The following is a 26,234-nucleotide window of genomic DNA, read 5'->3' on the forward strand; positions in this document are numbered from 1 at the left end:
CGACTTTTCTTATTTTGTAATGATATCAATCTTAAATAAACAAGTGCACCAAGTGGTAAACACCCATTGCGACTAATGCAGATACTGGTATAGTTAAAATCCATGCCCATAATAGCGAGATGGTTACACCCCAGCGAACTGCCGATATACGTTTGGTAATACCAACACCAATAATAGATCCTGTAATGGTGTGTGTTGTAGAAACCGGTATTCCCATGTGTTCTGTAACATATAAAGCAACGGCACCGGCTGTTTCTGCAGCAACACCTTCTAACGGAGTTACCTTTGTAATTTTAGATCCCATTGTTTTAACGATCTTCCAACCACCGCTCATGGTTCCTAAACCTATAAAAAGAAACGATGCTAAAGGAACCCAACCCCAATGGTCAACAAAATAACTGAAACGATCAGCGTTTTCAATTGCTAAATATGGGTTTAAATTATCAGGCAATCCCATGTGAAAACTAATAACAGCAGCACCAATAATACCCATTACTTTTTGGGCATCGTTACCACCGTGACCCAAACTGAACAAAGCAGAAGATACTAACTGCAATCTTTTAAACCATTGTTCTGCACGGTGTGGCTGTGCTTTGCGGCAAATCCACATAATACCAACAGTTATAAAATATGCCAAGATCATTCCCAGTAAAGGAGCTCCGAAAATAAACAAAAAGATCGGTACAACCTTTGCGTAAACAATTACATCTTCTCCATTAATATTCAAACCACCGGCGTGAGCAATAGCAGCACCCATAAAACCACCAATTAAGGTATGTGATGATGATGATGGTATTCCCAGTTTCCATGTTGCCAAATTCCAAAGAATAGCAGCAATTAATCCGGCAAAAATAACTTCAAGTGTAATAAATTGTTCGTTCACCGATTTGGCTATGGTGTTACCAATTTTAAATTCGCCAATAATATATAACGATATAAAGTAAGCGGCAAAGTTAAAAGCAGCAGCCCATAAAACCGCCTGAAACGGAGTTAAAACGCGTGTTGTTACAATGGTAGCAATAGAGTTTGCAGCATCGTGAAAACCGTTAATGTAGTCAAATCCCAACGCTAAAACTATAATTACAAGTAATAGCCAGGCACCGCTAACATCAAGGTTTGCAAATAAGTCAAATAGTTCCATAAAACTTTATCTTCTAAAAAATTATGCGTATTTAACCGTAATTGTTTCAAGTACGTTTGCTACACGACGACAACTGTCGGTAGCCGTTTCTAAAGCATCCATTACTTCTTTATACTTGATAATTTCTATAATGTTTGTTTCGTTTTCAAAGATATCGGCAACTGCTTTATCAAAAACTTTATCAGCCTTACGTTCTAAACGTAAAATAACTTTACAGCCCTCTGCAATTGCTTTAAGATTTTTCATATCCTTTAAATCTAATAAACTTTGTGCAACCTGCGTACAAGCTTCCAAATTAGCTTCGGTAAGTTTGCGCAACGGTTTGGTAACTCTGTCTATTTGATATAAACGCATACGCGATGCAGCATCACTTAAATGATCGGCAATTTCGTCAACCGCAGTCATTAAGTTGTTTATATCTTCTCTATCAAAAGGGGTAATAAAGTTTCTTCCTAATTCTACACGTGTAGTTTGTGCAATCGCTTCTATTTCCGATTTTAAAACTTCTACTTCACGTAATAATTTTTCTCTGTCGTTAGCAGGTAAGTTTACCGCTTCGTGCAATGTTTCCGATAATAATTTAATTTTACCGGCAGCTTGTTCAAATAAAGGGTAAAACGTTTTATCCTTTGGAACTAAAAATTGAAAAATTGAATTTAATGACATGTGTTTATTAATTTTTTCGCACTGCGAAAGTAATATTCTAATGTTAACTTAACATTAAGTTTATGTTTTAGTGTAAAATTTTTTCAAAAGCCGTTTCTCTAAATTAGCAGGAATATTTGTATTTTAGCAGAATTCAAAGAACTTAAACGAAATTTTATCGCGAAATGGATTTAAACTTCAATAAAAACGAAGATCATAATAAATTACTGTTATCAGAATTAAAAGAAAAATTTGCCAAAGTTAAACTGGGCGGAGGCGAAAAAAGAATCGCAAAATTACACGAACAAGGAAAGATGACCGCTCGCGAGCGTATTGATTTTTTGTTTGATAAAGATTCTAAATCAATCGAAATCGGTGCTTTTGTTGGCGATGGTATGTATCAGGAACACGGCGGTTGTCCATCGGGCGGCGTTGTGGTGAAAATCGGCTACGTTAATGGCAAACAGGTAATTGTTGTTGCAAATGATGCTACTGTGAAAGCTGGTGCATGGTTCCCAATTACAGGAAAAAAGAATCTGCGTGCGCAGGAAATTTCCATTGAAAACCGTTTGCCTATTATTTATTTGGTTGATTCTGCCGGAGTTTATCTGCCAATGCAAGATGAAATTTTTCCGGATAAAGAAAATTTCGGACGTATTTTCCGTAACAATGCCATTATGTCGTCTATGGGAATTACCCAGATTGCAGCCGTAATGGGAAGTTGTGTTGCCGGTGGAGCTTATTTGCCGATTATGAGTGATGAAGCATTGATTGTTGATAAAACGGGATCGATCTTTTTAGCAGGATCTTATTTGGTAAAAGCAGCAATTGGCGAATCTATTGATAATGAAACGTTGGGTGGTGCTACAACACATACCGAAATTTCAGGTGTTACCGATTATAAATCAAAAGACGATAAAGATTGTTTAGAGACCATTCGTAACATTGTTGGTAAAATGGGTGATTTTGATAAAGCAGGATTTAACAGAATTGATTCTAAAAAACCGGCATTAGATCCAAACGAAATTTACGGAATTTTGCCAAAATCTCGCGGGGAACAGTACGATACTATGGAAATCATTAAACGTTTGGTTGATGATTCTGAATTCGATGAATACAAAGCAGGTTACGGACAAACAATTATTACCGGTTATGCGCGCATTGACGGTTGGGCAGTTGGTATTGTTGCCAATCAGCGTAAAGTGGTGAAAACTACCGGAGCGAAAACCAAGCCGAGCGAAATGCAGTTTGGTGGTGTAATTTATTCCGATTCTGCCGATAAAGCGACTCGTTTCATTGCAAACTGTAATCAAAAGAAAATTCCGTTAGTTTTCTTGCAAGATGTTACCGGTTTTATGGTTGGATCTAAATCTGAACACGGCGGTATCATTAAAGACGGAGCTAAAATGGTGAATGCAGTAAGTAATTCTGTTGTGCCTAAATTTACCATTATTATGGGAAATTCTTACGGTGCAGGAAATTATGCAATGTGCGGAAAAGCGTATGATCCACGTTTCTTTTTGGCTTGGCCAAGTGCAGAATTAGCGGTAATGGGTGGCGCACAGGCAGCAAAAGTTTTATTACAGATCGAAGCATCATCATTAAAAGCAAAAGGTGAGGAGTTAACTCCGGAAAAAGAAGCAGAATTGTTCGATAAAATCAAGGCAAAATACGATGCGCAAACATCGCCTTACTACGCAGCAGCTCGTTTATGGACTGATGCTATTATTGATCCGTTAGATACCCGCAAATGGATTTCTATGGGAATTGAAGCAGCGAACCACGCACCAATTGAAAAACAGTTTAATTTAGGTGTTATTCAAGTATAAATTTATAAATTAAGTCTGCTGAAAAGCAGACTTTTTTAATCTGTCATGTTACAGTAAAATTGCAATTTGTGTGTCATTCTGAACGAAGTGAAGAATCTTTATCAATTTAAAAGAAAGAATCTTTCAATTGCGCAATAACAATAACACGTGTCAAGCTGAACTTGATTCAGCTTCCCATAATACATTTCATACTTTTGAGATTCCGAATCAAGTTCGGAATGACAAACTTAAATAAATCTATAATATTAGATAGATTCTTTAGATATGATAAAAGAAGATTCATCGCCTTACGAAAAATACCTGCCGTTGGTTGCCGCCGTAGCCATGTTTATGCAGTCGTTAGACGGTACCATACTTAATACATCATTACCAAGCATCGCTGCCGATATGAATTATTCGCCGTTAGAAATGCAGTCGGTAATTGTAAGTTATACGCTAACGTTGGCGTTGTTTATACCGCTTTCGGGTTGGCTTTCGGATAAATTCGGAACCAAACGAATGTTTATGTTTGCAGTGTTTTTATTTACGTTAGGATCTTTCTTTTGTGCGATATCTGTCGATCTGCTTACATTGAATTTATCACGCATTCTTCAGGCTATCGGCGGATCTATGATGGTTCCCATTGCCCGATTGGCGATTTTATATCAGTATCCAAGAAATCAATTATTAAAAATTATGAATTATATTACCATTCCGGGTTTGTTAGGTTTGGTTGTTGGTCCAAGTTTAGGCGGATTTTTATCTGATAACTTCTCTTGGCATTGGATCTTTTTAGTAAATCTACCTGTAGGTGTTGTAGGAATTATTTTAGCCTTCAAAATTATGCCGAACTTTAAAAATACCGTTGGTAAATTTGATATTTTAGGCTTGATCTATTTTAGCACGGCATTGGTATTTGTAACCTTTGCGTTAGAAGTAAGCAGCGTGGGTATCGATCATTATTCGTTGGTTTTAGGATTGGTTGCAGCAGCAGTTTTATTGTTTGTCTTGTATTACAAACATTTCAAAAAAACACCAAAACCAATTATTGACTTAAATCTTTTTAAAATAAGAACACTACGAATTGGTTTATTGGGCAGTTTAATTACCCGTTTCGGAATAAGCGGATTGCCATTTCTGTTGCCGTTAATGATGCAGGTTGGCTTTGGTTTTTCGGCTTCAAAGGCAGGAATGATGCTGTTGCCATCGGCATTAACAACTATTGCAATAAAACCATGGATTGTTCGTTTGGTAAGGCATTTCGGTTATCGAAACATTTTAATAAGCAACACCTTGTTTTTAGCAGTAATTATCTTTGTTTTTAGTTTTATGCAAAAAGAGACACCGCTAATGTATTATATTTTGCTGATGATTGCTTACGGAGCATTTACATCGATACAAATGACGGCGATGAACACCATTTCGTTAGCTGATTTAAACGACGATCAGGCAAGTGGCGGAAATAGTTTGCTGGCAATTATGCAACAATTATCTATAAGTTTTGGAATATCTATTGCGGCGTTGGTTTTAGCTTTCTATAAAGACAAAATGGATTTTTACCACGGCGATTTAGTAACTGCTTTTCATTTAACCTTAATAACATTGGCGGTTTTAACGGCATTATCAAGCTTAACGTTTACCAAACTTAAAAAAGGTGATGGCGAGAAAATGTCGGGGTAACAAAAAAGCCCAACATTACGTTGAGTTTTTTTATAGATAAATTCTGTAAAATTACAGCTAACGTTCCGGCGCTTGGCGAGGTTGCGAAGTTCGGGACCGATTATTTTCTGTTAAAGATAAAATTTCTTGCGAAATGTAAACGTGTATTTACTACAAAATTCGCAATCTTGTCAAACCCTTGTTAGCTGTAGTTTCTTTATTTAGGAGTCAATAGCTGTAATAAGATTTTCGATTTTCGATTTAAATTGAAGCTTTTCCAATATCTTCTCTATAGGAATTGAAACAATTGGTGCTCCAAATGCATAGGGTAAAATTTGATATGGGTTAAAAATTATATCAATTGAATTTTTCGAAATTAAAAAATTTTCAAAATTCTCCCAATTCGAATCTAAAGAATTTTCAAAGAATGAGGATTCACTACTTGTTTTATATTTTTCTATCTCGCTTTCATCTTCAATATGATTTCTACAAATATCTTCTAAGCAATAATTTGAAATGAATTTTAGTATATTTTCTTGATCTTCATATTTAAATAAACTTTGAAGTTCAATTTTGATTGTAGGATTTAGATAAAAGTTTAATCCAACAACACCATAATTACCATGAGCTCCACCAGTATATTCATAAAAATTTTGGATCAAACTTGCAATTTTTGAATTCGTAAAATTTGAACTTATTGAAGTATCAAAACTCCAATTATCCAGCTCTTGTCCAATTTCATTTTCAAAGTCATGATCAAAAATAGTTCTACGAGAGTTAACAATATATTCAGATATTTCACCATTTATTATATTATTTATCTCAATTAATGAATTATTTGTTGTGTCTTTAAAATTAATTTTCGCAGTTGTAATTTCACCAGTAAAAAATTTAGCATTTATTTTTTCAACATTTGTAAGTTCCTCTGTCTCATATTTTTCATTACAACCAATTTTCTTTCTCTCGTATGAAAGATACTTTTCTTGCTGTATTTTTAATGATTGAAGAATTTGCTCAAACGTTTCTGTATCTTTGAATTCTATCCATTGAAATTTAGAGAGACTTTCAGGAGCTTCACATTTATTAATTTTAATTGGAATTAAATAGATATCATCTTCTAATTTTTCTTCAAAATATTCTAAAGCATATTTAAATTCTCTTTGTACATATCCTCTTTTTTGAACGGATATTTCAGATAAAAGAAGAATTACATAGTTTGCATCTTTTAGTGCTTTTTGAATTTCTAATTTCCATAATTGTCCAGGTAATAACTTTCGTTTATCTAACCAAGGCTTAAATCCATAATTTTCTAAAAAATCATATAATTTATCAGCAAAAATTAAATCTTCTTTTGCATAACTAATAAATATTTTGTCAAACATATTTTATTGTAGAGTTTTTTGAAATTACAGCTAACACTCAAATATACGCAATTATTCTTTTTTTATACAAAAACTTCGTATAACCATAGAAGGCAGTTTTTTATGCGATGCATTTGCTGTAATTGCGCATAATTTTTAAATATATGGACAAAAAAAGCCCAACATTATGTTGAGCTTTTTAATTATACTTTTAGATAAAACATATAGATATCAATCTTTCGTCTTTCATCTATTCTCTTTTATCTAAATAAATATTACTTCTTAAAAAATCCGCCTAAAAGGTCTCCAAGGTTACCGTTTTTAACTGCACTTAAAGCATCATCGATACCTAATTTACCGTCGCCGTTTTGGTCTAACATTGCAGTTGCATTTCCACCAGTTAACGATCCTAAAATATCGGTAATGTTGAAATCACCACTTTTAGCTTTGCCCATAATCATGCTTAAAATCTGTGGGATAATACTGCTTGCAAAACTGCCCGATGTACCTGCATCTAAACCAACATTTGCGCCTAATTTAGATGTCAACGATTCAATAATACTTTTAACAATTGGGTTTGATGTTAACGAATTTGCATCGCTTCCGCTAAACATATTCATCAACTCGCCCATGTTACCGCCCGAAACTGCATTTTGCAATCCTTCCATTAAAGAACTACCTGTTTCTTTAGCTACATCACCTGCCAAATTGTTAGAAATGTTGTTGTTGCCCACTACTTCTTTCTCTGTTAGCTGATTTACAATCTGCTGAATTTGATCCATCATTTTTTTATAAATTTTTTATAAAGATAATAAAAAATCAATTGTGTCAACATTATCTGCATAATCCCAAAGTTCAGGTTTTTGGGTAGATCCAAAAGCAATGCTGTTCGATACTAAATCATTAGAAACAATACATTGAATCTTGTCAGCATCGGCTTTTAATTTCTCATTAACCTCATTTATATCCGTATAATATTCATAAAAAGCAGACGAAATTGGCGAAGCGTAAGACGCATCTTCTTTAATTGTAAAGAAACCGTTGTCTAACAATTTAAAATTACTCATTAAAAAAACAGCCTTGTTATAATCGTAATTATTGGTGTATTTATCATCATCTAAAACATCTTTAAACTGAAATAAACCTCCAAAAAAGTTGTCGAAATTATAATCTTTCGGAACAAAAAGTTTCGATACATTTCTGCAACCCAAACCGTAATATCTAAAAATATCTTCGCCCAAAGCCATTAAATCTTCTTTCGATTCGCTACCATTTAATATAGCAACCGAATTTCGGTTTTTACGGATAATGTTTGGATATTTCCCAAAATAATAATTAAAATAACGAGCCGTATTGTCGCTTCCTGTAGCAATTACGGCATCAAAATTTTCCAATTTATCTTTTGTGATTTCGTAGCGATCTTTAAATTGTGGTTCAACCATGCTAATGTAATTCAAAAGAACAGGAATCAACAATTTATCGTTCGATGAAAGTTTAATCAACGCTTTATTTCCTGACAGTAAAACTGATAAAATATCGTGAAAACCTACCATTGGTATGTTTCCTGCCAATATTAATCCAATCGTTTTTAATTTATCTTCGGTTAAATTGTATGCAGACAACCATTTGGTTAAATTATCGTTTGTTAAAGCATCGCTCCATGATTTAAAAGCAAAATGCAACTGTTCGCGCTTAAACCAGCTGTTGCTTTCGTGCAATTGATCTATCATCGAAACAAAAGGCTCAAAAAACACATCATTAAACAACACACTCGGGTTTTGCTGGTAAGGTTGTTGGGTAAACTGTTTTAAAAACGCACCTAACTGTACAAATGCGTCTTTTTTATCTTCTAAAATCATATAGATTTGTTTGTAAATTGTTTATGCAGTACTTTTGTACAAAGTTACATTAATTAAATAAAAATACTTGCTATGGCAATTATAATAACCGATGAATGCATAAATTGCGGCGCATGTGAACCAGAATGCCCAAATACAGCAATTTATGAAGGTGCCGATGACTGGCGCTGGAAAGACGGTACAAAATTAAGCGGAAAAATTGTTTTGCCAGATGGAACGGAAATTGATTCTGATGACGCGCAAACACCGATTTCTGACGATATTTATTACATTGTTCCGGGAAAATGTACCGAATGTAAAGGTTTTCACGAAGAGCCGCAATGTGCAGCCGTTTGTCCGGTTGATTGTTGCGTGCCAGACGATGACCATGTGGAAAGCGAAGAGCTTTTATTAGAAAGACAAGCTTTTTTACATAACGAATAGTTAAAAGCTTCGCGTTTTGCGGAGCTTTTTTTATTTTTATCGAAATTAAAATGTATATGAAAAAGATATTTTTACTTTTAGCTGCAACAACACTTATTGTTTCGTGTGCCGCAAAGAAAGAAATTAAAGAAGATCAAACACTGTTAAACGGAAACTGGGAACTTGCTAATGCGAGTTTTAGTAAAGATTTGTCGAAAGATTTTAAAGAGGGCTTGCCAACGCTGACTTTTGAAAGTGCCGAAAATTTAACGGTTTACGGATACGATGGCTGCAACAGAATTAACGGAAAGGCTGTGTTAAAGAAAAATCAGGAAATTAGTTTTCCTACCGATTTTATTTCGACCATGATGGCGTGTAATAAAGTGAAGAGTGAAGATTTTAAGAGTAGTCTTACACATGTAAAATCGTACGAATTAAAAAATAATGTATTGATTTTAAAGTCTGAAACCGGTGAAATGAAATTTCATAAGGTAACTTTAAACGGAAACTGGTATTTGGATAAGATTTATGTCGGAAAAATTAAAGCTGCCGATTTGTATCCGTACAAAAAGCCTTTTATTAAGATCGATATCAATCAGCCAGTATTTTCAGGAAATAGTGCTTGTAATGCGATTAACGGACAATTGTTGATGTTCCAAAATACCATGAAGTTTAACCACATTACATCTACTAAAATGTTTTGCGACGGCGTAAACGAAAAGATTTTTACCGATGCTTTAGAAAAAGTTACACATTATAAATTAGAAGGAACTCGTTTGATTTTATTAGAAAAAGAAAAGAAAATAATGGAATTGGTTCAACAGTATGAATAAGTAAAGATTTCCTGTTTTGTCAAGCTGAACTTGGTTCAGCTTCTCATACAAAAATATTAAGTTTTCAGATTAAGTCTGAAATGAAAAAAAGTCGCTTTCAAAGCGACTTTTTTTATTATGTTAGTTAACCTGTTCCCACCATTTTTCAAAAACCTGATCTTGTTGGTTTAAGTAAATTACCTCGCCAATTTTAGGAGTAATTAATTGTGATGTGGTTTGTTTTGTACTTGCAAGACTTACGCGTTCCAAAGGTTCTTTCCACGGATGGTTTGCCAGTTTAAATTTAGAACTGTGTACCGGGAAAAATCTTTTTGCCTGTAAATCGTTGCTTGCCTGTACAACTTCTTCGGGCATCATGTGAATGTATTTCCATTTTTTGTCGTACTGTCCGTTTTCTAAAATCGCTAAATCAAACGGACCGTATTTTGTGCCGATCTCTTTAAAATGGGTATCGTAACCACTATCGCCGCCTAAATACAACTTCAAATTTTTAGTCTGCAACACGTACGATGCCCATAAAGTGGTGTTTCGTTTAAAACTTCTGCCCGAAAAATGGCGTGCTGGCGTTGCTATTATTTTTATAGAGTCGGTTACAGACGTATCTTCATACCAATCTAATTCGGTAATGTTTTCTTTCGGAAATCCCCAATATTCTAAATGTTCGCCGACACCCAACGGACAAATAATTTTACTTACTTTATCTTTAATATTCTTAAAAGAAGAATAATCTAAATGATCGTAATGATCGTGCGTTAAAATTAAAACATCAATTTTAGGAAGAGCTTCACAAGTAAATAGGTCGGCACCAGCGAAGGCGGTGTTAGTTCCATATAAAGGCGATGCATTTTTGCTTAAAACCGGATCAATTAAAAACGATTGTCCATCGATTTTCATGTAGTAAGACGAATGCCCAAACCAAACCATAAAATCTTCATCAATGGTTTTTTCTAACAAATTCGTATTAACACAAGGAATGCTGTCGGTTGGTTTGGTGTGTTCAATTTTAGAAAATAGCAGTTCTTTCATAACACTGTAATAATTAGTGTCTTCTGAAAGAGCAGGTGTGTTTGATAAATTTTGAAACTGACCGTCTTTATAGTTTTTCGATTTTTTAATTCGTTCCAAACGATCGCCCGAAGGCTCTTTTCCGAACAGCGGATGTTGCAGAAAAATAAGAGTGCCTACAATTATAAGCCCAATAAATATAAGCGTACCTGTCATTAATTTTTTTCGTTTTATTTTCATGCAACGAATGTCGAAATTTTTTAGGAAAGTAATGTTAAATATCTCTGAATTTTTAACGCATCGTTATATCTTTAAATAAAAGTGATTATGAAAAATGTACTCGTTATTGTTTGTTGTTTAATGTTTTGTAGTTGTATGGATAAATCAATTGAAAAAAAACAAATAAAAAGTATAACTAAAGATTCAGATTCAGTTGATTTTGAGAAGAAAACTGTACAGCAAAAGACTATTTCTACACAAGAAGCTGTGCAATTGGCAATGAAACAGTTTGATGCTTATTTGCCAACTATTTTGGCTGAAAACTCTGATGCTGGGATTGATTTACAGATTCCGAATGTAGGTGATTTTACGGGCGATGGAGTAGAAGATGTTGCTATTTATTTTAATTTGGTTCCGAAAGATGGCGGTAATGCAATTATTAGTCAAGGATTAAGTTTGTATCAAAATACCGGACAAAACGTGAAAGTAATAGCTGGTTATGATCCTGAATATTTATTCGCATTTGATACGATACGCGATGGTAAAATACATGTTACGAAATTAGAATATGCGGAAACGGACGGACGTTGTTGCCCATCGATAAAAACGCCTCATACATTAACTATAAAAGGAAATAGAGCGTATTAAAAAAGTCAAGGCTTTAAGCTTGACTTTTTCATGTATTTTAGAACAAAAGGTTTAATATGTTACGGGTCTGTTTTTGGCAGTTGCCCAAATGTAAATTCCGGCAATTATAAACGGAATACTTAACCACTGACCTGTTGATAATAATCCCAATGAAGATTCAAATCCGCCTTGGCTTTCTTTAACGTATTCAACCACAAAACGAATCAGCCATAAGAAAACTAAAAATACTCCGAAAATTTTTCCTAAATAGTTGCGTGCGTCTGTTTTCCAATACATAAACATTAAAACGATGAATAAAATTACGTATCCGAATGCTTCGTATAATTGTGTTGGGTGACGAAACGGAATGGCTTCTAATATCGTTGAAAATCTAGGATCGGTTTGTATCAGTTTGTAAGCTTCATTTTTATTGGCAGCCTGTGTTATTCCTAAAAGATTCTGTGTTTGCCAAAATTCTTCTTCGCGTATAAATTTCACTCCGAAAGGCATCGATTTATCAGCAATATGACCATAAATTTCAGAATTGAAAAAGTTTCCAAATCGAACAAAAACACCGCCAATCGTTATCGATAAAACCACACGGTCTAAAATCCATAAAAAAGGCTTTTTGATCATTCTGCTGTAATAGAACATCGCTAAAAGAATTCCGACAGCTGCACCATGACTTGCCAATCCTGCAAAACCTGTAAATTCAAACGGATTTAATCTAAACGGTAGTAAAATTTCCGATAAATGATTTTGATAATAATCCCAATCGTAGAAGAAAACGTGACCTAAACGGGCACCTAACAATGTGGCAATAAAAGTGTAAAAAAAAAGTTTGTCTAATTCGTCTTGCGAACGGTTTTCACGTTCGTACACTTTTTTCATAATATAATAACCCAATGCAAATGCAATAACAAACATTAAGCTGTAAAAACGTAAGGTAAAACCTGCAATGGTAATTCCTTCGGAAGGATTCCAGATCATATAAAATATTTTTAGTTTTTAAGGAACAGGATCGTAACCCGATTTTCCCCACGGATGACATTTTGCAATGCGTTTTATGCCTAACCAACTGCCTTTAAACAAGCCGTGTTTTTTTAACGCTTCTAACGTGTAATGCGAACATGTAGGAGTGAACCTGCACGACGGCGGTGTTAAGGGCGAAATTACCAGCTGATAAAAACGTATTAGTACAACAAAGGGAAAAATTAGGATTTTTTTGAGTTGTTCCATAAGTATCAAAGATAAAAAAAGATACCGTTTAAGTAGCTTTTTTTTGTAAAAAATTATAGTGTAAAAGTTGTGCCGTCTTTTGCGTCTTTTAGTTCGATACCGATTGCTGCCAACTGGTCGCGAATTAGATCGGACTGGGCGAAATCTTTGTTTGCACGAGCCAAATTGCGCATGTTGATTAACATATTTACAACTTCTTCTAATTTAGCGTTATTGTTGGTGTTTTCACTTGCGTATAATCCCAACACATCAAAAACCAAAGCGTTTAATGTTTCTTTTAAAAGATCTAAATCGGCTGCCGAAATTGTTGCTTTGTTTTCTTTAACAGAATTAATGAATTTAACTGCTTCAAAAATCGTTGCAATTAAAATCGGACTATTAAAATCATCCAATAAAGCATCTAAACATTTCTGTTTCCATTCTGATAAATTAAAGGTTGATGTTGCCGACGTGTTTAAATCTGCAAGTGATTTTATCGCATCCATCAATCTATCAAAACCTTTTTCAGATGCCAACATTGCTTCGTTCGATATATCTAAAACACTACGGTAATGTGCCTGTAAAAAACAGAAACGTAATACGCCTGGTGTAAAAGGTTTTTCAAAGAAATCGTTTTCACCAGTGATTAACTGCATCGGTAAAATGTAGTTTCCGGTAGATTTGCTCATACGTTGTCCGTTCATGGTCAACATGTTTGCGTGCATCCAATATTTAACAGGCGATGTGCCATTACAAGCTTTTCCTTGTGCGATCTCACATTCGTGGTGCGGGAATTTTAAATCCATTCCGCCGCCGTGAATATCAAACTGATCGCCCAAATATTTTGTGCTCATTGCCGTACATTCTAAATGCCAACCCGGAAAACCATCGCCCCAAGGAGACGACCAACGCATGATATGTTGCGGAGAAGCTTTTTTCCACAAAGCAAAATCCTGCGGATTCTTCTTTTCATTTTGTCCGTCTAAATCGCGGGTGTTTTCAAAAAGTTCTTCGATATTTCTACGCGAAAGTTCGCCGTAATTCAAACCACGTTTGTTATATTCTAACACATCAAAATAAACCGAACCGTTACTTTCATAAGCAAAACCTTTATCGATCAGTTTTTGAGTAAGCTCTAATTGCTCGATAATATGACCGGTTGCAGTTGGTTCGATAGTAGGAGGAAGCAGGTTGAACAACTTTAATACGTTATGAAAATCAACCGTATATTTCTGAACAATTTCCATTGGTTCCAACTTCTCTAAACGAGATTGTTTTACAAAACGGTCGTTATTCACATCGCCATCATCGGTTAAATGTCCAGCATCGGTAATGTTTCTTACATAACGCACTTTGAAACCTAGATACTGAAGGCTTCTGAAAATAAAATCAAACGAAAGAAACGTACGCACATTTCCCAAATGCACGTTGCTATAAACAGTAGGTCCGCAAACGTACATTCCTACTTTTTCTTCGTGTAAAGGTTTAAAAAGCTCTTTCTCTCCCGTTAAGGAATTGTATATTTTTAGGTTTGATTTCATAATTGTTGCGCAATTGCGAATTAGCAAATTCGCGTTAAACTAAAACTGTGTATCTAATTTAATGTAATCCAAAAATTCTCTGCGGGTAACATCGTTTTTAAAAGCTCCGCTGAACTCTGCAGTAACAGTTGAACTTTCAATATCGCGAATTCCACGAGAATTTACACATAAATGTTTGGCATCAATTACACAGGCAACATCATCGGTTCCCAATACACGTTTTAACTCTTCAACAATTTGAATAGTTAAACGCTCTTGTACCTGCGGACGTTTTGCATAATAATCTACAATTCGGTTCATTTTAGATAAACCAACTACTTTTCCGTTTGATATATATGCCACATGTGCACGACCAACTATAGGTAATAAGTGATGTTCACAGGTTGAATAAACCACAATGTTTTTTTCAACCAACATTTCATTATACTTATATTTATTGTCAAAAGTTGATGAAGAAGGTTTTTTAGCAGGATTTAATCCCCCAAAAATTTCCTTAACAAACATTTTAGCCACACGGTTTGGAGTGCCTTTTAAACTGTCGTCTGTTAGATCCATACCCAAAGTGTTCAATATATTTTCGACATCTTTTTTGATCAATTCGATTTTTTCATCGTCAGAAATAGAAAAAGCATCAGCTTTTAACGGCGTATAATCGCTTGTTCCTATATGGTTGTCACCCATATCTTCGTGTAACGCGTCTGATTTACACATAATTTAATAGTATTTATTTAAAAAATAATAAGGTGCAAATATAATGAAATGCACTAAATAAACTGTTTTTATTAGCAATTTCATTAGTTAATATGTCCTTATTATATCTACATTATATATACGTGTATATAACCCTTATGTGTTAAAGTTTAAGTTGTTTAAATTTTTTTACAAAAAAAACTTAATAGTTTCTTAATTTTATGTAAATTTCGCTTTTTAAACTTAAGGCGTTTTATGCTTTATTTAACTCATAAAAATTTATATTAACTAACTATGAGAAACAAATATTTATTAATACTGTTTTTGTTAACTGGTATTTTAGGGTTCAGTCAGCAGTACAATTATGTTTCTGTTGATCCTACTTATACAGCAGATAATCTTGTTAAGAATGTCTTGGTTCGATCAAAATGTGATTTGGTATCTAATGTAAAGTATCAAAATGGAGATGGTTCGGTACAAGCACAGCAATTTTACAATTTAGCGTATTTCAATAAAAATGGTTCGACTTTTCCGTTTGAAGACGGGGTGGTTTTATGTACGGATTCCCCGCAGGAAATACCAGGACCTTCGCTTAGAGGGACTACCGGAGTAAATGGCCAACGTTGGGGGGGCGATAAGGATTTGAATGATGCTATTAATGATGCTGGTGGGGGTTCACAACCTACTTATAGATCGACTCAGTTGCAGTTTGACTTTATTCCGGTTCAAAGTAGTGTTACTTTTGATTATTTATTTGCTTCAAATAGTTATCATAATCAATGTGGTGAGTGGTGTGCAAATGGAGCTATGTTTGCAGCGTGGTTAATTGATACTACTACTGGAATAGGGCAAAATTTAGCATTAGTGCCAAATACTACTGACCCAATTTCTATTAATACAGTTCGGGATGTTACCAAGTCAGGGGGGACTTGTGCAAGTATTAATCCGCAGTTCATGGGAAATGTGTATGCTGCTCCATCAACGGTTCCGGCTCTATCTGCTCCGATCAACTATATTGGGCATACAGTACCTATGACTTCATTAACAGCAAATGTTATTGTTGGTAGAAAGTATACGATTAAATTAGCTGTTGTTGACTTTTGTCCAAATGATTCTCATAGTAGTGCTGCTTTTTTCAAAGCAGGAAGTTTCGATATTGGTAATTTAGATTTAGGAGATCCTGTGTTAATTGGTGCGGGTGATGGCTTATGCGTAGGTGATACTCATACATTAGAATCAGGCTTAGATCCAATTTTGTTTACTTTCGAATGGTTTAAAGACGGAATAAAGATTCCTGGACAAACCGGCCCAAACTTAGTAGTTACTACAACAGGTGATTATCATGTAAAGGCATTCATACCGACTGTAACAAGTTGTATAATGGAATCGGATCCAGTACGAGTAGAGTTTTTCGATTATGTAAGTATATTAGCACCCCAGAATTTGTCAGTATGTCCTAGTGCAGGAGCTACGACCCGTTTTGATTTAAAAGATGCTTTAGTTGGTAAAACAACAAATCCAAATATTTTATATAGTTTTTATACAAGCCAACAGGATGCGCAGAATGATACCAATTCGATACCTGATTTGTATACTTTAGCAAACAATGCAGTAACGCCTGTAACAATTTGGGTTCGTGCGTATGAGTTGAATAATCCATGTCCTTATATAGCATCGTTTACATTGAGTTTCCTGAATTGTACATTAGCATTAAATCCACTGGCAGACTTATCGATCTGTGAAGGGGAAAGTGTTCAGACATTTGACTTAACAGTACAGACACCTTTAGTATACAATAATGCTGCAGGTTATACGGTAAGTTATCATTTAAGTAAACCGGATGCAGACACTAATCAAAGCCCTATACCTGCGGGTAATCTTGCAACTTATAACGGTACTAATGGTCAGCGTATTTGGGTACGTGTAACAAGTAACACTAATCCGTTGTCATTTGGGGTAACATCTTTTTATTTATTCAGAAATCTGTTACCATTAACTCAAACGAATATTTTACCTGTGACAGCATGTGAAAAAGGTAATACAGGTTTGGCGGATTTTAATCTGAATATAGCTTATACTACTGTACCAGTAAGTGCTGTAGGTGTATCTTTAGAATTTTACAGCACCCAGCAGGATGCTCTTTTAGGAAATACTGCTTTAATGTTGCCTGTGAATTATACGGGAGCTGCAGGTACTATATATGTACGTGTACGTAATTTAGATGGAGATTGTTTCAAGGTAGTTCCTTTGCAGTTACAAATTATCAATACGCCAACTGCAAACAGTTTGGCGCCGTTAACCTATTGTGATTTAAACAATGACGGTTTCGGTGAGTTCAATTTAGATGTAACCCGTGTATTGATTGCAGGAAATCCGATGCCTGCAAATTCAGTAGTTACGTTCCATGAAACACAAAACGATGCAGATGCAAATGTAAATGCTATTGTTAACACAGGAGTATACATCAACAAAGTAAAAGACCAGCAAACAATATATGTACGTGTAGGTTTTACTAATTCAAGTTGTTATAATACAGTAACGTTGTTGTTGAAAGTGAATAAAACTCCGTCAATCACCCCGATTCGCAGTTTAAAAGTATGTGATATCAATAACGATGGAGTAGAGATGGTAAACTTACGTAGTAAAGAATCTGTAATGTTAACTGGCTTAAATGCGGCGAACTATACAATAACTTATCACATAAGTTCATCAGCAGCGATGGCAGGAACAGGTGTTATTGGTAACCCGACAAGTTTTTCAACGAATGTTTCAAAAGTAGTGTTTGTTCGTGTAACCGATAATGTAACAGGGTGTTTTGCGATAAACAGAATAGATTTAGAATTAATAGCAATGCCTGTAGTAGCTAATCCATTACCAACTTATTACAAATGTGATACAGACGGTAACGGCTTCGAGATATTTGATTTAGCAAGTTTAAAAGCAGGTATTGTTGGAACACAGCAAGGATTGGATGTAACATTCCATTATACTAATGCCGATGCCCAAACGGGAGCAAACCCATTAGCAAACCAATACCAAAATGTATCTGCTAACGTACAAACCATTTATGTACGTGTGTTTAATGCAAGTTCAGACTGTTATGTTGTGAGTACTTTAAAATTAGAAGTAAAAGCAAACCCAGTAATTATTTTACCAAGTACCCCGTATGTTATTTGTAGCGATTCAGGTTTTGGAACCATCAATATCTATTTATACGGAAAAGCATTAGTAGATGCAACCGGTCAAAATTATACATTCCAGTTTTTTGAAACAAAGTCAGATGCAGAGAATAACATCAATATTATTTCAAACCCAGTAGCATATAACAATTTAACGCCAGGAAATTCAACTATTTGGATCAGAATCCAAGATCCAGTGTCAGGATGTTCTTCTGTGTACCCAATTTCATTCCAATTGGTAGTCCCTCCAAAATTACCTGCAAGTTTACCAAAAGTAACAGTATGTGATACCTTAGGAGGAACACAAGACGGCTTGGGAGTTTTTGATCTAACAGTTCAAAATCCTTTATTATTGGCAGCGCAAACAACTCAAGGTACCTATCAAATCCGTTACTTTACTACACAAGCTTTAGCTAGTAGTAATATCAACTGGATTGTAAGTCCAACGCAGTTCCAAAATACGGTAAACCCTCAAACAATCTGGGTACGTATAGAAGATACTTCAAAACCGGGAAGTTGTGCACGAATAATGAGCTTTGTAATAGAAGTTAATGCACCATTGGTATTAAGCCAGCCATTACCAATTGTATTGTGTGATACAGAACTACCAAACGATGGTAAAATGGAAATTGATTTAACTGTAAGAGAGCAGCAGATATTTGGAGGACAGCCACCATTTGGAGCCGTAGTAACTTACTACCGAACAGAACAGGATGCACAAAACGGATTTAATAACATAGGTAACCCAAAACAGTTCTATAATACAGTAAATCCACAAACAGTTTATGTAGCAGTAGTAAACCAATATGGATGTAGAAGTATTGTGTCATTAACAGTACGTGTATTGCCATTGCCGGAGCCAAACATGACACCAACACCACTGGAACTGTGTGAAGAAACATTAGGATCAGGAATGGCAACATTCGATTTAACTTTAGCGCAACCTAATTTAAGTAACTTTTCAAACTATACATATAGTTACTATGTTTCTGAAGTAGGGGCACATATTGGGCCTAGTGATATAAGTTTTATCAATACACCTACAAATTTCTTTAGCGGCAGCTCAACAGTTTATGTGCGTGTAGAAAATTCATTTACCGATACCAATCAGAGATGTTATGTAGTTGTGCCTTTAGAATTGATAGTGAATCCATGGCCAACAGTAGGACCAATGACAGCACTGTTAGCTTGTATGGATACTCCTGTAGATTTCACAACATTTAATTTACATGATAAAGATTTAGAAGCAGTGGCAGGAGGCAACCCGGCAGATTTCATAGTACGATATTTCTTAAGTCAGGCAAACGCAGAAGACAATGTAAACCCGCTTCCTTATACATACATGAATACCACTGCAAGACAACAGGTAATCTGGGTGCGTGTAGAGAATAAAGATACAGGATGTTTTGATGTTGCAAGTTTCGCTTTACAGATAGAACAAGCAGTATATGCATTTACCCCAAGTGATACAGAGTTCTGTGAAACAGATTATGTAAACGACGGTGTATCGTTAATAGATTTAACAGTATTAGACACTGAAATTATAGGAAACCAACCATTAACGCCAGATTTAGTAGTAACATATGAGCGTTGGGATAGAACATCGATACCAAACCCTGCAAATAGTGTGCAAGTATATAATGGAGAAGTAATACGTGCCATAGTTCGTAATAATAATCCGGCTATCTTATGTACTAGTAGTGTTGAATTTACTGTACGTTTAAAAGATGCTCCGGAAGTAAAACCACTAGTAGACGGAGTAATTTGTTACGAGTACCGCGATTCGCAAAGATTAATCACAGGTCATTATTTAGAAACCGGTATTCCTTTAGATGTAAACTATACCTTTATATGGACTAAAAACGGAGGGGCTTTAGGAGCAAATGATGCTGATGTACTAGACGGTGGACGCAGATTATATGTTAGAACGCCTGGAACTTACACAGTAACAGTAACAGGTACTAACGGATGTACTACTACACGTAGTGCGGTAGTACAACAAGCAACAAGTATTACAATTGATGAAGTGAAGTTAACCGACAGTTTTGGCGACACTAATGCAATCGAAGTAATGGCTTATGCAGGAGCAGGGGTATTATTAGAATATAAGTTAGATAACGGCGCATGGCAGGATTCAAACATATTCTTAAATGTAACCCCAGGAGAGCATACAGTTTACGTACGTGCAAAAGATGCTTTGTCATGTGAGTCAAGTAAAGTAATCACGGTAATGGATTATCCTAAATTCTTTACACCGAATAACGACGGTTATAACGATACATGGAATATCTGGTCGTTAAAGAATCAGCCAGATACGAAGATTTATATCTTTGACCGCTTTGGAAAACTGATAAAACAGTTAAGCCCTGCAGGCGCAGGATGGGACGGAACCTTCAACGGCCAACCATTACCATCAACCGACTACTGGTTCAAGGCAGAGTATATAGATCCAAAAACAGGATTAAACAAAGAATTAACAGGTCACTTCTCATTAAAACGATAACCACCTGTTAGATAATAACCAAACAAAAGAGGAAGCAACTGCTTCCTCTTTTTACGTTTTAAATATTTTCATAAAATTTTATTAATTTTAAAATGTAATGATGTATATTGCACTGAAAATATTCTAAAAAGAATATTTGTGTGAAATTTATATTCTAAAATATGAAAAGGAATTTACATTTAAAAAGAACTAGTTGGTTTACGGTACTTTTTCTATTCATTTGCTTGTATGGTTTTAGTCAACCTATAACTGTGAGTACAACAACTTATACGGTAGATCAGCTAGTAAGAGATGTTTTAATTAAAACGCCTTGTGCACAAATTACCAATATAAGCTGGTCAACAGGAAATAGTTTTCCAACAGGGGATCAATCAAATGGTATTGGTTATTTTCAAAATACCAATCCAGCTTTTGATATGGCTGATGGTATCGTACTTAGCACAGGAAAAGCTATTGATGCCCCAGGACCACGTGGTTTAAATGGAGGTTCAAGTAGTGGTACTCAAGATTCATGGCCTCATGATCCCCAGCTAACAACTTATATGAATAATGTGTTGGGAAATACAGATAGATATCACAATGCAACGATATTAGAATTTGATTTTGTGCCTTTTACTGCGGACATGAGTTTTAATTTTATCTTTGCTTCTGAAGAGTATGGTACTTACCAATGTGATTTTTCAGATGCATTTGCATTTTTTCTAACAAATACAGTTGCTAATACTACTACAAATCTAGCATTAGTGCCAAATACTACTGACCCTATTTCTGTTGTAACAATACGAGACGCTGTCAATAATGCAAATTGTGCTTCTGTTAATCAGCAGTTTTTTGGAAGTTACAATGCAGGTAGTACTACTAATGCCATAAATTTTAATGGGCAAACAGTAAAAATGACGGCTCAATCTCCCGTGGTTCCTTTTACAAAATACCATATAAAAATGGTTATTCAGGACAGAGGAGATGCAGCTCTTGATTCATCCGTATTTATTGAAGGAGGAAGTTTTAATATAGGTAATTTAGATTTAGGAGATCCTGTGTTAATTGGAGAAGGAAATGGTTTATGTGTAGGTGATAGCTATACATTAGAAGCAGGTTTAGATCCATTATTATTTACTTTCGAATGGTTTAAAGACGGAATAAAGATTCCTGGACAAACCGGCCCAAACTTAGTAGTTACTACAACAGGTGATTATTATGTAAAAGCTTTTGTTCCTAATGTAAATTGTGATTTTACAGCAAACCCAGTACGAGTAGAGTTTTTCGATTATGTAAGTATATTAGCACCCCAGAATTTGTCAGTATGTCCTAGTGCAGGAGCTACGACCCGTTTTGATTTAAAAGATGCTTTAGTTGGTAAAACAACAAATCCAAATATTTTATATAGTTTTTATACAAGCCAACAGGATGCGCAGAATGATACCAATTCGATACCTGATTTGTATACTTTAGCAAACAATGCAGTAACGCCTGTAACAATTTGGGTTCGTGCGTATGAGTTGAATAATCCATGTCCTTATATAGCATCGTTTACATTGAGTTTCCTGAATTGTACATTAGCATTAAATCCACTGGCAGACTTATCGATCTGTGAAGGGGAAAGTGTTCAGACATTTGACTTAACAGTACAGACACCTTTAGTATACAATAATGCTGCAGGTTATACGGTAAGTTATCATTTAAGTAAACCGGATGCAGACACTAATCAAAGCCCTATACCTGCGGGTAATCTTGCAACTTATAACGGTACTAATGGTCAGCGTATTTGGGTACGTGTAACAAGTAACACTAATCCGTTGTCATTTGGGGTAACATCTTTTTATTTATTCAGAAATCTGTTACCATTAACTCAAACGAATATTTTACCTGTGACAGCATGTGAAAAAGGTAATACAGGTTTGGCGGATTTTAATCTGAATATAGCTTATACTACTGTACCAGTAAGTGCTGTAGGTGTATCTTTAGAATTTTACAGCACCCAGCAGGATGCTCTTTTAGGAAATACTGCTTTAATGTTGCCTGTGAATTATACGGGAGCTGCAGGTACTATATATGTACGTGTACGTAATTTAGATGGAGATTGTTTCAAGGTAGTTCCTTTGCAGTTACAAATTATCAATACGCCAACTGCAAACAGTTTGGCGCCGTTAACCTATTGTGATTTAAACAATGACGGTTTCGGTGAGTTCAATTTAGATGTAACCCGTGTATTGATTGCAGGAAATCCGATGCCTGCAAATTCAGTAGTTACGTTCCATGAAACACAAAACGATGCAGATGCAAATGTAAATGCTATTGTTAACACAGGAGTATACATCAACAAAGTAAAAGACCAGCAAACAATATATGTACGTGTAGGTTTTACTAATTCAAGTTGTTATAATACAGTAACGTTGTTGTTGAAAGTGAATAAAACTCCGTCAATCACCCCGATTCGCAGTTTAAAAGTATGTGATATCAATAACGATGGAGTAGAGATGGTAAACTTACGTAGTAAAGAATCTGTAATGTTAACTGGCTTAAATGCGGCGAACTATACAATAACTTATCACATAAGTTCATCAGCAGCGATGGCAGGAACAGGTGTTATTGGTAACCCGACAAGTTTTTCAACGAATGTTTCAAAAGTAGTGTTTGTTCGTGTAACCGATAATGTAACAGGGTGTTTTGCGATAAACAGAATAGATTTAGAATTAATAGCAATGCCTGTAGTAGCTAATCCATTACCAACTTATTACAAATGTGATACAGACGGTAACGGCTTCGAGATATTTGATTTAGCAAGTTTAAAAGCAGGTATTGTTGGAACACAGCAAGGATTGGATGTAACATTCCATTATACTAATGCCGATGCCCAAACGGGAGCAAACCCATTAGCAAACCAATACCAAAATGTATCTGCTAACGTACAAACCATTTATGTACGTGTGTTTAATGCAAGTTCAGACTGTTATGTTGTGAGTACTTTAAAATTAGAAGTAAAAGCAAACCCAGTAATTATTTTACCAAGTACCCCGTATGTTATTTGTAGCGATTCAGGTTTTGGAACCATCAATATCTATTTATACGGAAAAGCATTAGTAGATGCAACCGGTCAAAATTATACATTCCAGTTTTTTGAAACAAAGTCAGATGCAGAGAATAACATCAATATTATTTCAAACCCAGTAGCATATAACAATTTAACGCCAGGAAATTCAACTATTTGGATCAGAATCCAAGATCCAGTGTCAGGATGTTCTTCTGTGTACCCAATTTCATTCCAATTGGTAGTCCCTCCAAAATTACCTGCAAGTTTACCAAAAGTAACAGTATGTGATACCTTAGGAGGAACACAAGACGGCTTGGGAGTTTTTGATCTAACAGTTCAAAATCCTTTATTATTGGCAGCGCAAACAACTCAAGGTACCTATCAAATCCGTTACTTTACTACACAAGCTTTAGCTAGTAGTAATATCAACTGGATTGTAAGTCCAACGCAGTTCCAAAATACGGTAAACCCTCAAACAATCTGGGTACGTATAGAAGATACTTCAAAACCGGGAAGTTGTGCACGAATAATGAGCTTTGTAATAGAAGTTAATGCACCATTGGTATTAAGCCAGCCATTACCAATTGTATTGTGTGATACAGAACTACCAAACGATGGTAAAATGGAAATTGATTTAACTGTAAGAGAGCAGCAGATATTTGGAGGACAGCCACCATTTGGAGCCGTAGTAACTTACTACCGAACAGAACAGGATGCACAAAACGGATTTAATAACATAGGTAACCCAAAACAGTTCTATAATACAGTAAATCCACAAACAGTTTATGTAGCAGTAGTAAACCAATATGGATGTAGAAGTATTGTGTCATTAACAGTACGTGTATTGCCATTGCCGGAGCCAAACATGACACCAACACCACTGGAACTGTGTGAAGAAACATTAGGATCAGGAATGGCAACATTCGATTTAACTTTAGCGCAACCTAATTTAAGTAACTTTTCAAACTATACATATAGTTACTATGTTTCTGAAGTAGGGGCACATATTGGGCCTAGTGATATAAGTTTTATCAATACACCTACAAATTTCTTTAGCGGCAGCTCAACAGTTTATGTGCGTGTAGAAAATTCATTTACCGATACCAATCAGAGATGTTATGTAGTTGTGCCTTTAGAATTGATAGTGAATCCATGGCCAACAGTAGGACCAATGACAGCACTGTTAGCTTGTATGGATACTCCTGTAGATTTCACAACATTTAATTTACATGATAAAGATTTAGAAGCAGTGGCAGGAGGCAACCCGGCAGATTTCATAGTACGATATTTCTTAAGTCAGGCAAACGCAGAAGACAATGTAAACCCGCTTCCTTATACATACATGAATACCACTGCAAGACAACAGGTAATCTGGGTGCGTGTAGAGAATAAAGATACAGGATGTTTTGATGTTGCAAGTTTCGCTTTACAGATAGAACAAGCAGTATATGCATTTACCCCAAGTGATACAGAGTTCTGTGAAACAGATTATGTAAACGACGGTGTATCGTTAATAGATTTAACAGTATTAGACACTGAAATTATAGGAAACCAACCATTAACGCCAGATTTAGTAGTAACATATGAGCGTTGGGATAGAACATCGATACCAAACCCTGCAAATAGTGTGCAAGTATATAATGGAGAAGTAATACGTGCCATAGTTCGTAATAATAATCCGGCTATCTTATGTACTAGTAGTGTTGAATTTACTGTACGTTTAAAAGATGCTCCGGAAGTAAAACCACTAGTAGACGGAGTAATTTGTTACGAGTACCGCGATTCGCAAAGATTAATCACAGGTCATTATTTAGAAACCGGTATTCCTTTAGATGTAAACTATACCTTTATATGGACTAAAAACGGAGGGGCTTTAGGAGCAAATGATGCTGATGTACTAGACGGTGGACGCAGATTATATGTTAGAACGCCTGGAACTTACACAGTAACAGTAACAGGTACTAACGGATGTACTACTACACGTAGTGCGGTAGTACAACAAGCAACAAGTATTACAATTGATGAAGTGAAGTTAACCGACAGTTTTGGCGACACTAATGCAATCGAAGTAATGGCTTATGCAGGAGCAGGGGTATTATTAGAATATAAGTTAGATAACGGCGCATGGCAGGATTCAAACATATTCTTAAATGTAACCCCAGGAGAGCATACAGTTTACGTACGTGCAAAAGATGCTTTGTCATGTGAGTCAAGTAAAGTAATCACGGTAATGGATTATCCTAAATTCTTTACACCGAATAACGACGGTTATAACGATACATGGAATATCTGGTCGTTAAAGAATCAGCCAGATACGAAGATTTATATCTTTGACCGCTTTGGAAAACTGATAAAACAGTTAAGCCCTGCAGGCGCAGGATGGGACGGAACCTTCAACGGCCAACCATTACCATCAACCGACTACTGGTTCAAGGCAGAGTATATAGATCCAAAAACAGGATTAAACAAAGAATTAACAGGTCACTTCTCATTAAAACGATAACCACCTGTTA

General features: G+C 35.4%; 17 protein-coding genes. 7 read left to right on the forward strand and 10 right to left on the reverse strand.

Annotated features, from left to right (window positions below):
* Positions 1-31 precede the first annotated feature (31 nt).
* Both F0460_RS01855 and F0460_RS01860 read right to left on the reverse strand, forming a co-directional pair.
* On the reverse strand, positions 32-1,141 hold the full coding sequence (locus F0460_RS01855) for an inorganic phosphate transporter (protein ID WP_150009688.1): 1,110 nt from the start codon (positions 1,139-1,141) through the stop codon (positions 32-34).
* A gap of 21 nt (positions 1,142-1,162) precedes the next feature.
* Complete coding sequence (locus tag F0460_RS01860) at positions 1,163-1,807, reverse strand: DUF47 domain-containing protein (protein ID WP_150009690.1); 645 nt, start codon at positions 1,805-1,807, stop codon at positions 1,163-1,165.
* 164 nt (positions 1,808-1,971) lie between these two features.
* On the opposite strand from F0460_RS01860, the gene F0460_RS01865 reads away from it, so the two are divergent.
* Entirely contained in the window at positions 1,972-3,615 is a 1,644-nt protein-coding gene (locus tag F0460_RS01865; RefSeq protein WP_150009692.1) for an acyl-CoA carboxylase subunit beta, read from the forward strand.
* A 264-nt stretch (positions 3,616-3,879) separates the two neighbouring features.
* Entirely contained in the window at positions 3,880-5,274 is a 1,395-nt protein-coding gene (locus F0460_RS01870) for a DHA2 family efflux MFS transporter permease subunit (RefSeq protein WP_150009694.1), read from the forward strand.
* A 200-nt stretch (positions 5,275-5,474) separates the two neighbouring features.
* Here the strand turns inward: F0460_RS01870 and F0460_RS01875 are convergent, their stop codons facing one another.
* From F0460_RS01875 to F0460_RS01885, 3 genes are all read right to left on the reverse strand, one after another.
* Positions 5,475-6,635 carry a TIR domain-containing protein gene (locus F0460_RS01875; RefSeq protein WP_150009696.1) on the reverse strand — a complete coding sequence of 387 codons (1,161 nt, stop codon included), beginning with the start codon at positions 6,633-6,635 and terminating at the stop codon, positions 5,475-5,477.
* A gap of 254 nt (positions 6,636-6,889) precedes the next feature.
* Positions 6,890-7,399: a hypothetical protein gene (locus tag F0460_RS01880; RefSeq protein ID WP_150009698.1), complete on the reverse strand. Its 510-nt coding sequence runs from the start codon at positions 7,397-7,399 to the stop codon at positions 6,890-6,892.
* A 15-nt stretch (positions 7,400-7,414) separates the two neighbouring features.
* The gene (locus F0460_RS01885) at positions 7,415-8,473 is read right to left on the reverse strand and encodes an acyl-CoA reductase (RefSeq protein WP_150009700.1); all 1,059 of its coding nucleotides are present in this window, start codon (positions 8,471-8,473) and stop codon (positions 7,415-7,417) included.
* A gap of 72 nt (positions 8,474-8,545) precedes the next feature.
* Here F0460_RS01885 and F0460_RS01890 point away from each other — a divergent pair, with 72 nt between their 5' ends.
* Both F0460_RS01890 and F0460_RS01895 read left to right on the forward strand, forming a co-directional pair.
* Positions 8,546-8,896 (forward strand): 4Fe-4S dicluster domain-containing protein, encoded by a 351-nt coding sequence (locus F0460_RS01890; protein ID WP_150009702.1) that lies wholly within the window; start codon positions 8,546-8,548, stop codon positions 8,894-8,896.
* Between the two features lie 56 nt (positions 8,897-8,952).
* Positions 8,953-9,708 (forward strand): META domain-containing protein, encoded by a 756-nt coding sequence (locus F0460_RS01895; protein ID WP_190304065.1) that lies wholly within the window; start codon positions 8,953-8,955, stop codon positions 9,706-9,708.
* A 120-nt stretch (positions 9,709-9,828) separates the two neighbouring features.
* Here F0460_RS01895 and F0460_RS01900 read toward each other — a convergent pair whose 3' ends face one another.
* A complete protein-coding gene (locus F0460_RS01900) occupies positions 9,829-10,929 on the reverse strand; it encodes an MBL fold metallo-hydrolase (protein WP_150009926.1) in 1,101 nt (366 codons plus the stop codon).
* Positions 10,930-11,088: 159 nt separating this feature from the next.
* Here F0460_RS01900 and F0460_RS01905 point away from each other — a divergent pair, with 159 nt between their 5' ends.
* Positions 11,089-11,580, forward strand: a complete 492-nt coding sequence (locus tag F0460_RS01905) for a hypothetical protein (RefSeq protein ID WP_223810744.1) — start codon at positions 11,089-11,091, stop codon at positions 11,578-11,580.
* A 51-nt stretch (positions 11,581-11,631) separates the two neighbouring features.
* On the opposite strand, the gene lgt is transcribed toward F0460_RS01905, so the two are convergent.
* From lgt to folE, 4 genes are read right to left on the reverse strand one after another with little or no spacing between them, the layout of a single operon-like run.
* On the reverse strand, positions 11,632-12,549 hold the full coding sequence (gene lgt / locus F0460_RS01910; RefSeq protein ID WP_150009708.1) for a prolipoprotein diacylglyceryl transferase: 918 nt from the start codon (positions 12,547-12,549) through the stop codon (positions 11,632-11,634).
* Between the two features lie 18 nt (positions 12,550-12,567).
* Positions 12,568-12,798 (reverse strand): membrane protein insertion efficiency factor YidD, encoded by a 231-nt coding sequence (yidD, locus tag F0460_RS01915; RefSeq protein WP_124900319.1) that lies wholly within the window; start codon positions 12,796-12,798, stop codon positions 12,568-12,570.
* A 53-nt stretch (positions 12,799-12,851) separates the two neighbouring features.
* Positions 12,852-14,318, reverse strand: a complete 1,467-nt coding sequence (gene cysS, locus F0460_RS01920) for a cysteine--tRNA ligase (RefSeq protein ID WP_150009710.1) — start codon at positions 14,316-14,318, stop codon at positions 12,852-12,854.
* A gap of 39 nt (positions 14,319-14,357) precedes the next feature.
* Positions 14,358-14,999: a GTP cyclohydrolase I FolE gene (gene folE, locus F0460_RS01925; protein WP_397361803.1), complete on the reverse strand. Its 642-nt coding sequence runs from the start codon at positions 14,997-14,999 to the stop codon at positions 14,358-14,360.
* Between the two features lie 303 nt (positions 15,000-15,302).
* Here folE and F0460_RS01930 point away from each other — a divergent pair, with 303 nt between their 5' ends.
* Both F0460_RS01930 and F0460_RS01935 read left to right on the forward strand, forming a co-directional pair.
* On the forward strand, positions 15,303-20,690 hold the full coding sequence (locus F0460_RS01930; RefSeq protein ID WP_150009714.1) for a T9SS type B sorting domain-containing protein: 5,388 nt from the start codon (positions 15,303-15,305) through the stop codon (positions 20,688-20,690).
* Positions 20,691-20,941: 251 nt separating this feature from the next.
* Positions 20,942-26,224 (forward strand): T9SS type B sorting domain-containing protein, encoded by a 5,283-nt coding sequence (locus tag F0460_RS01935; protein WP_190304066.1) that lies wholly within the window; start codon positions 20,942-20,944, stop codon positions 26,222-26,224.
* The last annotated feature ends 10 nt before the right edge of the window (positions 26,225-26,234 follow it).

The sequence above is a fragment of the Paenimyroides baculatum genome (genome assembly GCF_008629655.1).
Classification (GTDB): Bacteria; Bacteroidota; Bacteroidia; order Flavobacteriales; family Flavobacteriaceae; genus Flavobacterium; species Flavobacterium baculatum.